Origin of the sequence: Anabaena sp. AL09 (assembly GCF_001672255.1) — a bacterium.
Classification (GTDB): domain Bacteria; phylum Cyanobacteriota; class Cyanobacteriia; order Cyanobacteriales; family Nostocaceae; genus Dolichospermum; species Dolichospermum lemmermannii.
On record NZ_LJOQ01000031.1, the window covers coordinates 2,118 to 12,116 of the forward strand.

11 protein-coding genes and 1 pseudogene are annotated in these 9,999 nt (G+C 36.2%); all 12 read right to left on the reverse strand.

Going from position 1 to position 9,999, the window contains the following annotated elements; translation table 11 throughout:
- A partial coding sequence (locus AN490_RS05145; protein ID WP_300000610.1) for a glycosyltransferase occupies window positions 1-1,190 on the reverse strand: 1,190 nt, incomplete at its 3' end.
- Entirely contained in the window at window positions 1,187-2,119 is a 933-nt protein-coding gene (locus AN490_RS05150; RefSeq protein WP_300000612.1) for an NAD(P)-dependent oxidoreductase, read from the reverse strand. The genes AN490_RS05145 and AN490_RS05150, both read right to left, overlap by 4 nt.
- Window positions 2,116-2,964, reverse strand: a complete 849-nt coding sequence (locus AN490_RS05155) for a class I SAM-dependent methyltransferase (protein WP_300000614.1) — start codon at window positions 2,962-2,964, stop codon at window positions 2,116-2,118. Before AN490_RS05155 ends, AN490_RS05150 begins: the two co-directional genes overlap by 4 nt.
- Window positions 2,954-3,571, reverse strand: coding sequence for an acyltransferase (locus AN490_RS05160; RefSeq protein WP_300000616.1), 618 nt, complete (start codon window positions 3,569-3,571; stop codon window positions 2,954-2,956). Before AN490_RS05160 ends, AN490_RS05155 begins: the two co-directional genes overlap by 11 nt.
- An 80-nt stretch (window positions 3,572-3,651) precedes the next feature.
- Window positions 3,652-4,914, reverse strand: a complete 1,263-nt coding sequence (locus AN490_RS05165) for an ABC transporter ATP-binding protein (RefSeq protein WP_300000618.1) — start codon at window positions 4,912-4,914, stop codon at window positions 3,652-3,654.
- Between the two features lie 73 nt (window positions 4,915-4,987).
- Entirely contained in the window at window positions 4,988-5,452 is a 465-nt protein-coding gene (locus AN490_RS05170; protein ID WP_300000620.1) for a DUF29 domain-containing protein, read from the reverse strand.
- A gap of 43 nt (window positions 5,453-5,495) precedes the next feature.
- Complete coding sequence (locus AN490_RS05175; protein WP_300000622.1) at window positions 5,496-6,335, reverse strand: Uma2 family endonuclease; 840 nt, start codon at window positions 6,333-6,335, stop codon at window positions 5,496-5,498.
- Window positions 6,336-6,453: 118 nt separating this feature from the next.
- On the reverse strand, window positions 6,454-7,290 hold the full coding sequence (locus tag AN490_RS05180) for an ABC transporter permease (RefSeq protein ID WP_015080490.1): 837 nt from the start codon (window positions 7,288-7,290) through the stop codon (window positions 6,454-6,456).
- Between the two features lie 143 nt (window positions 7,291-7,433).
- Window positions 7,434-8,054: a hypothetical protein gene (locus AN490_RS05185; RefSeq protein ID WP_300000626.1), complete on the reverse strand. Its 621-nt coding sequence runs from the start codon at window positions 8,052-8,054 to the stop codon at window positions 7,434-7,436.
- 121 nt (window positions 8,055-8,175) lie between these two features.
- Window positions 8,176-9,132 (reverse strand): GDP-mannose 4,6-dehydratase, encoded by a 957-nt coding sequence (locus tag AN490_RS05190; RefSeq protein WP_300000628.1) that lies wholly within the window; start codon window positions 9,130-9,132, stop codon window positions 8,176-8,178.
- Between the two features lie 7 nt (window positions 9,133-9,139).
- Window positions 9,140-9,565, reverse strand: a complete 426-nt coding sequence (locus tag AN490_RS05195; RefSeq protein ID WP_271837725.1) for a hypothetical protein — start codon at window positions 9,563-9,565, stop codon at window positions 9,140-9,142.
- A 190-nt stretch (window positions 9,566-9,755) separates the two neighbouring features.
- Window positions 9,756-9,999, reverse strand: a pseudogene (locus AN490_RS05200) (hypothetical protein); the annotation flags it as partial.

A 9,999-nucleotide genomic window follows, 5' to 3' on the forward strand; every position in this document is an offset into this window, starting at 1 on the left:
TGACTATTTCTAGCAATTTCCAGAAAACGGTATCCGAATTTTTTCACATCTTCTTTATTTCTCTGTTGAGCTAAACTTTCCTCTTCTAAATTTACTCCAGCAGGTAGTTTTTCCCACCATTCACCAATTAAATCAGCTAGTTGCTGTGGAGAGTTTCGCTCAAAAAATACACTTCCTGGTGGATCTTGCTCTAAGTGAACTGGAAAATCAGATAAAATCATTTTCTTACCAAGACAACGAGCATCTTCTACAACCGTACTCCAACCTTCAAATAAGGAAGGCTGAATCACGGCTAAGGAATGACGCATAAGTTGAATTTGATCAATTCTAGGAATTAAACCTAGTAGGTAAACCTGATTTACTAGGCCATAAGTATGAATAGCTTTGAGAATTATATCTATATAATCTGGTTTGCGATGATCATAAATATGCCCTGTGCATACAATTACCGGATAAATAGAACTTTTTTGTAGGATTTTTAAAGATTCTAATACAATTAAATGATTTTTGTGCTGCCAGAACTGATTACTAATTAAAAAGAATCGGTCTGGTAAATTGTATTTTTGCTGTATTGCTACAGTATTTAATTCATACCAATTACTAGGTAAAGAGGTTCTAAACTGTAAAACTTCTGTTTGACATTTGGAATCTGGAAAGAACTTTTGAAAATCGGCTGCTGCTGTCTTACTACTCAATACTACTCTTGAACTCAAATCAGCTATTTGGGCGAATCCTCTGTCACGTCCTTCTACATCTGATTTTGTGAATAAATCAGGTAAATATTTATGTTGAAAATCATATATCCAAGGGCATCCTTGATATAATAATTTTTCGTTTTTAGGTACTAGATAAGGATAGATGAAATTGAATTTATTCTTATTTAAGAAATCTGAAAAACGAGGATCTGTTTGCTTAAATAAAACTCTTCTTATTTTCCATTTCAAGCGACCAACAAAATTTATCTGTTCTAATTCATTCTCTAGCTTGTAGGCGGCATTTAAATAAGGCTTTAATTGATTTTGAATATCAGGGGCAATATCTTGATTATATAATAAGCAAATTTCAAAAGTTTCCCGTTCTTCATTTGGAAAACTTGATAGTGCCAATATAATATTCTTGATATATTCAGTACCACCTATCCAACCAATTCCACCTTGCATTATCAAACCAATTTTAAATAATTTTTTCATACACCTACCAACTCAGCACGACACCAGTTTACAAAAGTTTTAACTCCCCGTTCTAACTCAACTGTAGGAGTAAAGCCAATAGATTTTAATTGAGAAATATCAGCTTGCCAATTAAGAGGATTACCAGGAGGGACAACACCATCAAATTCCGGTGTAAAATCTTCCTCTAATGAATTTAACACCATTGTTACCAGTTCAGAAATTTTTACCTCTTTACCTGTGCCTAGATTATATACTTCTCCTCCCATTGGTGCAGACTCTAGAACTACGCTTAATGCTCTAGCGATATCTAAAGCATGGATAAAATCACGGCTTTCCTGTCCTGTACCTTGTAATAATAAACTACCCTGAGTTATTGCTTTTTGGCAAATGTCCCAGACCACTTGACGACGTAAACCAGGACCATAAGCAGAAAATATTCTCACACTAGCTGTTTGTAACCCATAAACCTTTGTAAATTCGAGACACATTTGTTCACACATTAGTTTATGAAAACCGTAGGGTGAGATAGGATTAACTGTTTGTGTTTCAGTTACAGGTAAACATTGGGGATTACCATATACTGCGGCACTGGAAAGAAAGATAAATTTGCATTTAGGAGAATGGAGACGTATTGCATTAAGTAATTCAAAGGTAATTACTGAATTTGTATAAAAGTCTGAGACAGGTTCAGAGACGGATAAGGGAACTGAAGCACGTCCCGCACAATGAATACAAATTGAAGGAGGATGATCTTGTAAAATGCTATGTAAAGCCGAATCAGGTAATCTCAGGCAATGGTATTTTGTTAAGTTAGCTAATGGTGCATTTTCAGGTGGAGATGTACCAATACCGATAACTGACCATCCTTGTTCTGAGAAATAACGGGCAATATAGCGACCAAGAAAGCCAGTTACACCCGTAATTAAAGCAATTTTGTTGCTATTCATGATGGCTTGATGGCTAAAAATGAATATAAACGACCAGGAGTATCTAATTTTCGAGACATATACCAGCTATATAATGATTGTACTTGTTCAAACATAGCCAATTTACTAGCTAATGTTTCTCCAAACCGCCTAGCCAAAGAGTTTTTTACCTGGCTTTGATACTGAGATTTGCTCATAGGAAAATAATTGATGACGCTTTCTAAAGGATTAAAAGAGCGAATTATTTGCAATCCTGATGAACGAATGGCATCTGTATATTCTTCTAAAAGATAAGCATTTTCTCCACCATAAAGATGATGCAGAGGATGGGAATCTAAAAATTTTTGTAGGTCATCTTTTCGAGAAATAATATGTTCACGAGTAGCAAGAAAATAACCACCAGGCTTCAAAACTCTTGCCGCTTCTTTACACAGTTGTTTTAAATCCTTGGCATGATGTAATACTGCTCGACCATAAACAATATCAAATGTATTATTGGCAAATGGTAATGTTTCTCCCCATTCCTGTACGATTTGAATAGGTAAACCTGTATTTTTAAATAAATTGCTAATAGCTCCAGCACCTACTAACTTACTAGAATCTGGTTCTAAAGCCGTGACAGAACATCCAGCTTTTGCAAAGGCATAACTAGAAATTCCTCTTCCTGCTCCTATATCTAAAACTTGACCAGGGATTTTTGGCTTCAATAGTTGAGTTACAGCAATCCATTCTTCACTTTGAGCAAACCGTTCAGCCGCAGATTCCAGTGGGTCATCATAATAGCAATATTGAACTAGTTCTTTTTGATCAGGCTGATTTCTTAATGATTGAACTGCCTGTTCCCAAGTTAGCATTTTAACGCTCATTTTCTGGAATCTCCCTAATGATTCGTGCTGGATTACCAGCTACAATTGTCCACGGTGGAACATCTTTTGTTACTACTGAACCTGCTCCAACTACTGCTCCTTCTCCAATTGTTACTCCTTTTAAAATAATACAGTTAAAACCTATCCAAACTTTGTTAGATATTTTTACTGGTGCTATTTTCACATGAGTCCAATCTTTTTTTCCTTCTAGCCAATCAACAGCATCGTTGCTTCGTAGTGTAAAGGATGTGGAGTGAGAATTATGATCAACAATAGTTGTACCCCATGAAACCAGTACATCATCACCAATATCTACTCTTTGAGCTGCAATAATTGAACCACTTATAAATACTCGTTTGCCAATTGATATAGAAGCATTTTCTCTTTCAAATATCAGAGTGCCAATTACTTGTGTTTGTGCTTCTATATTTAGAAAGCATCCTTTCTTGAAGCAAATATTATTTAACTTACAAATTGAAGAGGGATCTATTTTAATATCGGCTTCTATTTCTTCATGGTTATTTATTTTTTTTTCTAGATAAGCTACTATTTTTTTTAATGCATATATGATATATTTAATTAATGAATTTATCTTAGTTGGAGACATACTTTTTTAGTTTATAATATTCTTGGACGAGTATAAAAGTGATTTTTAGCGCCAAGTGAATTAAAATTTGTCTTAGGAATCTAATGCAATTGACTCTTTTCCAGCCAATCCAAATCTACCATTACAACTCCAAAACCTGCACCTTTATACAAAGACATATCACTTCCTGTTTCTTCTATTTCAAAACTAATTAAAGATTGATAATGTGATAGAACCTCAGCTTTAGGAATATGTGCGCCCACATCAATTGTATAAGTATCAGATACAAGAAATTTAGCTGGCAAGCAAATTTCAGCCATATAAGAACCTTCTTTGATTTCACCCTCTAATGATGAAGAGCGATTTACACTAAAAATTGCTATACCTCCAGAGTTGTAAATCCTAATAGTTAACTCTAATCCCTTAACAAACTTAAATACAAAATACTCTAAACGAATTTTAATTGGTTCTTTAACATCAAATACAGAAGTACATTTATCTTCTACGTTTAACAATGTAATTCGCTTAAAGTGAAACCGGGGATCTTGATTATTAGGTTCTAAGGTGACATCTCCTGATAATTCAGAACCATGAATTAAATATTTGCTAGTTATCCAATCAGCATTTCCTTCTTGATGTACTTTACCATTTATTAACCATATTGCACGTTGACACAGCGTGGTTACTGTAGCCATTTGATGGCTAACAAATATTACTGTCCTCCCCTCCTTCCCCACATCTTCCATTTTCCCCAAACACTTCTTCTGAAATGCTGCATCCCCTACAGCTAACACCTCATCCACAATCAAAATTTCCGGTTCTAAATGCGCCGCCACCGCAAACGCCAACCGCACATACATTCCCGAAGAATACCGCTTCACAGGGGTATCTAGAAACTTTTCTACCTCCGCAAAAGCCACAATTTCATCAAACTTCCGCTTAATCTCCTCCTTACCCATACCCAGAATAGCACCATTGAGAAATATATTCTCTCTCCCCGTCAATTCTGGATGAAACCCTGTTCCCACCTCCAATAAACTAGCAACCCTACCCTTAATTTTAATACTCCCTTTTGTCGGTTCAGTAATTCGGCTTAAAATCTTCAATAGTGTTGATTTTCCCGCCCCATTGCGGCCAATAATCCCAACTCTATCACCTTGTTTAATATCAAAGGATACATCCTTTAAAGCCCAAAATTCTTCAAAAGCTGGATTTTCAACCTTCTCTTTAGGATTAATTAAACTACCAAGGGATTTAACCTTATTAGTAATCACATCTCGCAGTGCTGTATAACGTTCCTGCTGCTGATGTCCAATAATATATTTTTTACCCAGGTTTTCAACACGAATAACTGTATCTGACATAAGTATTAATTTATCAATTTGAAAATTATTGATTTGACGTATGGATTTATCTGATAAATGATTGATTAGCTCACTACATAGCTTTTTCAAAATCATCTGTAGTGTTACACAAGAATTCAGGATTTAATATTTCTTGTATATCATAAGGACAAATTTCTGAAAACGTACTTAATACTAAACCTGTTTCTGCCGATGCTTCTCTTCTCGCATTTCGATAAGCTTTGGGTAAAATATCAGGAATATATTGTTTTAAACTTGGTTTTTCATTGAGTAAATCTTGTAAATCATCTCTTTGGTTGGCAATAGTGGTAAACCAACTAATAGAACGTTTAGAAGATTGGTATTGCCATTTTAGCAAATGAGTTGATAAAATTATTAGCCGATTTTTCAACTCATTTTTTTCACTAATGCCCATACTATCTAACTCTTCTGCCAAGTTCTCCCAATCCAAAGCTGTGATATCTCGACTAGCTAAGGCTAATTTTTGTTGAGTTAACCAATCCATGAAATCTGTTTCGTAGAGAGGTGATTTAGACATAAAATTAGTAATGATTACCTTTGTACCGGACAATTTTTCAATCCTATTGATCATTAGGTAAGCTGATACCTTGTTCCAATAACAATTGTCGTAATTTAGCTACTTCTAATTCAGCAGAGTCTGCCCGTTGTTTTTCCTGTTCTGCCCGCTGTTTTTCCTGTTCTGCCCGTTGTTTTTCTTGTTCAGCCCGTTGTTTTTCTCGTTCTTCTGGCATAGGCAACCAATTATTCTCTTTATCATACCAACGTAACCACTGTCTAGTTAGTCCTTGATATTCTCCCTCCCATAATCCTAAACCCAATTCAGCTTCTTCTAGCCATACTCCTAATCCATTAATAGAGATAGGTTGATAACGGTTCATTACTAAACCAAAACAGTGAAACTCGTTAGTATAACGGTTATAGGCAAAATAATAGGGGATTCTGAGAATTTGCTCGTATACTGTCCATTTATTAGGAGGTTGATTAACTTCCCGTAAATTTCTATTTCTCCCTAAGTCTTCGTTTTCTGTTCCTGGAGATATTAGTTCTATTACCACAAAGGGATATGTTCCTTCATACCAAGTAACATAACTTAATCTTAGTTCTGTTTGTTCATAAAAACGGGATACTCCTAATACCGCAAACCAATCAGGGCGTTTGTACCATTGTGTATGCTTGCTGTCATAGTATAAATTTAAGTCACTACCTGTAAATACATTATCTTCTGCGTAGGAAGGCGGACTAAAGGTACTACGCAATAACTCTGGTTGTAAAAGATGAAATTCGTCTGGCAAACCTGGCTCCTCTGGATCTTCGCTAGGTAAATCATACATCGTTGGCAGTGTTTGTTGAGGAGGTAATGGCTCATAGCTAGGTTTGCTATATACATCGCTTTGATACATTGTTAATTATCTCCTGTATTTAATCGCTGTTGCCAAGATTCAACTATAGATTGATTATCACCTACTTAACCATGAAATCTCTCTTGTGAAAATAACTTTTCCATTCTAGCAAATGATCTTAAATAACATCTGCAAACGTTCGTTCCATCTTCCGAAAATACCAAATTCCACTCACTAATAGTAAAACAACTAGAGCCATAGAGAGAATAAAACCTGGTAAATATAACTGGGAGTTACCGCCCAAAATTGCCCATCTAAAACCATCAATTACTCCCACCATTGGATTTAAGGAGTAGAGAAACCGCCACTTTTCAGGAACAATAGTGCTACTAAATCCTACGGGTGAAATGTATAAACCAAACTGGACAATAAATGGGACAATAAACCGGAAATCTCGATACTGCACATTTAAGGAAGCCAACCATAATCCTGCACCCATTGAAGCAGCAAAGGCCACACCAATAAATAATGGTAAGGTTAAAATTCGCCAAGTGGGAACAAAGTTATACCATGCCATTAAAGCCAATAAAATTATCCCGGAAATCATAAAATCCACAAAGCTAACTACTACCGCGCTAGTAGGTACTACCAATCTGGGAAAATAGACTTTTGATAGTAAATTGGCATTACCAATTAAACTATTACTACACTCTGAGAGGGAATTGGAAAAGAACTGCCAAGGTAACATGGCGGAAAATACGAGAATTGGATAGGGCGCACCTTCAGAAGGTAATTTTGCCAATTGTCCAAATACTACTGTAAATACTACCATTGTCAAAAAAGGGCGAATTAGCGCCCAAACAATCCCAATGGCTGTTTGTTTATATCTAACTAAAATATCTCGCCAAGCTAGGAAGTAAAATAGTTCTCTATATCGCCATAAATCTTGCCAGTATTGCTTTTCTGTCCGCCCTGCTTCAATTATTAGTTCTGGTGGAGAAGTGGTTTCTTTCATGACTCTGATCTAGCTAACCTCATATTTACCATCATTTTCACGACATCTTGTATTTTATAAGAACATAGGCTGAAAACCCCGGAATTAACTCGTAGTCTTCTGTTTTTCAATAGCAGTTAGGTTGTTCTAATTTCTTTCAAAAACTAGATTTGTTTCCGATTGGACTCTGACTTAATTAGACTCACAAATACACTAATAATTTTTTCTGGTTGATTTATATAATACTCATCTAAATCAACTACCACTAGATTACCAGTTAATTGCAAGAACACCCATTGATTGCCATTGGTAACACAACCATAAATATTTTCAACATTATTTCCCTCTGATTGATTTAATTGAGCAGCAGCAATCATTTCTGCAATACATTGAGCGAATCCTTGTTTAAGATTATCATTTTTCGCCTCCACCAAAGCGATCACAGGAGATGTCACATATAACTGTTGAGATGATAGACCGATTAAGAAATCGCAAAATCCATTTAAACCTTGCTCAATATTAACATTAAAATCAATTCCTGAGAATAAACTAATTTTATTATCTAATAATCTTCTTACTTCAATTAAAACAGGGGCAATAATCATTTCTGATTTGGCTTTCTCTGTACTAATTGCTTGAGCTAAGGGAATATTATTTTGTAAGTATTTGATAAAAAAAGCATCAACTGTTAACTGGTCGAAAGCAGTGAAAACATTTGTTCTTTCTTCAATATTAATGCCAAATATTTTAGTGATTCTCTCTAGAGTAAAGTCACTATAAGCCATTTCTTATAACCTTAATTTTGCTTAATGTTTTGGCTGAGTTTATAAACGATGTTTGATTTCAATCTCAGCGATATTTCACTTAACTATTTTAGCAAAAGTTCCCGACTGGATGAGATTTTTTTCATAATTCTGACCTCGCGTCTACCATCATTTTCACCACATCCTGCATTTTATATCTAGCTTCCCACCCTAGCTGTTGTTTCGCTTTAGTTGGATTACCTCTACCCATGGACAAATCTGTAGGTCTAAACAGGCTACTATCAACTACTACATGATCATGCCAATCTAAATTTACAGATACAAATGCTGCGGCGACAAAATCTTCCAGGGAAGTGCTTTCTCCCGTTGCAATTACATAATCATCTGGCTGTGATTGTTGCAACATTAAATACATTGCTTCCACATATTCTTGCGCCCAACCCCAGTCCCGCTGAATTGACATATTACCTAAATATAATTTTTCCTGACTACCTTGGGCAATCCGACAGGCAGTAGCAATAATTTTTTGAGTGACAAATCTTTCTGGACGCAGGGGAGATTCATGATTAAATAAAATGCCAGAACAGGCAAATAATCCGTAAGCTTCTCGGTAGTTAGCTACTTCCCAAAAAGCAGCGGCTTTGGCTACAGCATAAGGACTCCTTGGACGGAATGGAGTATTTTCTGCTGCTGCTACATTGCCAGTATCACCAAAACATTCACTCGAACCTGCATTATAAAGTTTAATGGTCGCGCCTAAAAACCGAATAGCTTCTAATAAATTTAGTGTGCCTGTAGCTATGCTTTCTAATGTTTCTACAGGTTGTCCAAAAGATAAACCGACGGAAGTTTGTCCTGCCAAATTATAGACTTCATCTGGTTGGATTTTTGTCAGTACCTGTAAGACGCTACGGAAGTCAGTTAAGGACATTGACTCCAGCTTTACTTGGTCTTTAATTCCTAAGTGGACTAAATTCTGGAAAGGGGAGATTTGGGCATCTCTGGAAGTTCCACAGACTGTGTAGCCTTGTTTTAGCAGTAATTCTGCTAAATATGCGCCGTCTTGTCCAGATACTCCACAAATGAGAGCTTTTTTCATATCAATATCAATTCATTACCCAGAAGTCTTTAACACTGTTACCTCCAAGCATCCGAGATTGTCTGTAGGTAAATTCTCCCACAGAAGGATTCCGATGGGGATGAATGACACCTGTTGCTTGTTGCCAAAGTTCGGCTGGGGCAAGAGATATCTCATACTTAGATCCATGCTTATGCACATGATACCATTTTGTTTCTTGGCACTCTTCGCACCAAAAAGCCTCTAACCACTCACCAGTTAAAGAAACTGTAGTTTTATTGGCGACTAAAATCATCGCTTCTCGACGAGGAATACCCCGCTCTTGTAGTTGTCCGGCTTGTTCGGCAAATAGTCCGTGTTTTTGGCTAACACTATCTATATAGCAGCCATGTATGGGACAATGGATAGCCCTGCGTTGGGAACGTTTCCGATTTCGCTCACACCTTTTCTGCACTTTGGCCTCCTGATCACTAACTAAACAATAGATCGTAAGAAGGTTGCATGGGAGGGACTGAGATCAAAAAGACCATCAAAGCCCAACTCCTGATTCAACATCGTCTGAGGTATTAAATTTTGTTAACTGAGTTGTCTTAAATTTACTGAATTTGTTCACACACTGACGTTGATAACGCTGGAGTGACATTTCAAATTATAGATTGTTCTAACACATTGATGTATTGTTTAGCGATGATTTCTGGCGTAAAGTTTGACTGCAAATATTCGCGGGAGGCATTACCCATTTTTTCTGCAAGTTGGCGATCGCTGTTTAAGTTGAGAATAAACTTAGATAGACTATCACTGTCTCTGCATTTAATCTCATAAAATTGTAGTTTTCCGTAGTCAAACGTAGCTATATCCGTCACTACAATGAACCTTAGTAATATCTTT

What these genes read in the sequence shown, in the direction of transcription:
- AN490_RS05160 (WP_300000616.1), bottom strand. Translation starts at nt 3,571, where the DNA reads ATGTCTCCAACTAAGATAAATTCATTAATTAAATATATCATATATGCA.
- AN490_RS05180 (WP_015080490.1), bottom strand. Translation starts at nt 7,290, where the DNA reads ATGAAAGAAACCACTTCTCCACCAGAACTAATAATTGAAGCAGGGCGG.
- AN490_RS05190 (WP_300000628.1), bottom strand. Translation starts at nt 9,132, where the DNA reads ATGAAAAAAGCTCTCATTTGTGGAGTATCTGGACAAGACGGCGCATAT.
- AN490_RS05170 (WP_300000620.1), bottom strand. Translation starts at nt 5,452, where the DNA reads ATGTCTAAATCACCTCTCTACGAAACAGATTTCATGGATTGGTTAACT.
- AN490_RS05150 (WP_300000612.1), bottom strand. Translation starts at nt 2,119, where the DNA reads ATGAATAGCAACAAAATTGCTTTAATTACGGGTGTAACTGGCTTTCTT.
- AN490_RS05165 (WP_300000618.1), bottom strand. Translation starts at nt 4,914, where the DNA reads ATGTCAGATACAGTTATTCGTGTTGAAAACCTGGGTAAAAAATATATT.
- AN490_RS05175 (WP_300000622.1), bottom strand. Translation starts at nt 6,335, where the DNA reads ATGTATCAAAGCGATGTATATAGCAAACCTAGCTATGAGCCATTACCT.
- AN490_RS05155 (WP_300000614.1), bottom strand. Translation starts at nt 2,964, where the DNA reads ATGAGCGTTAAAATGCTAACTTGGGAACAGGCAGTTCAATCATTAAGA.
- AN490_RS05185 (WP_300000626.1), bottom strand. Translation starts at nt 8,054, where the DNA reads ATGGCTTATAGTGACTTTACTCTAGAGAGAATCACTAAAATATTTGGC.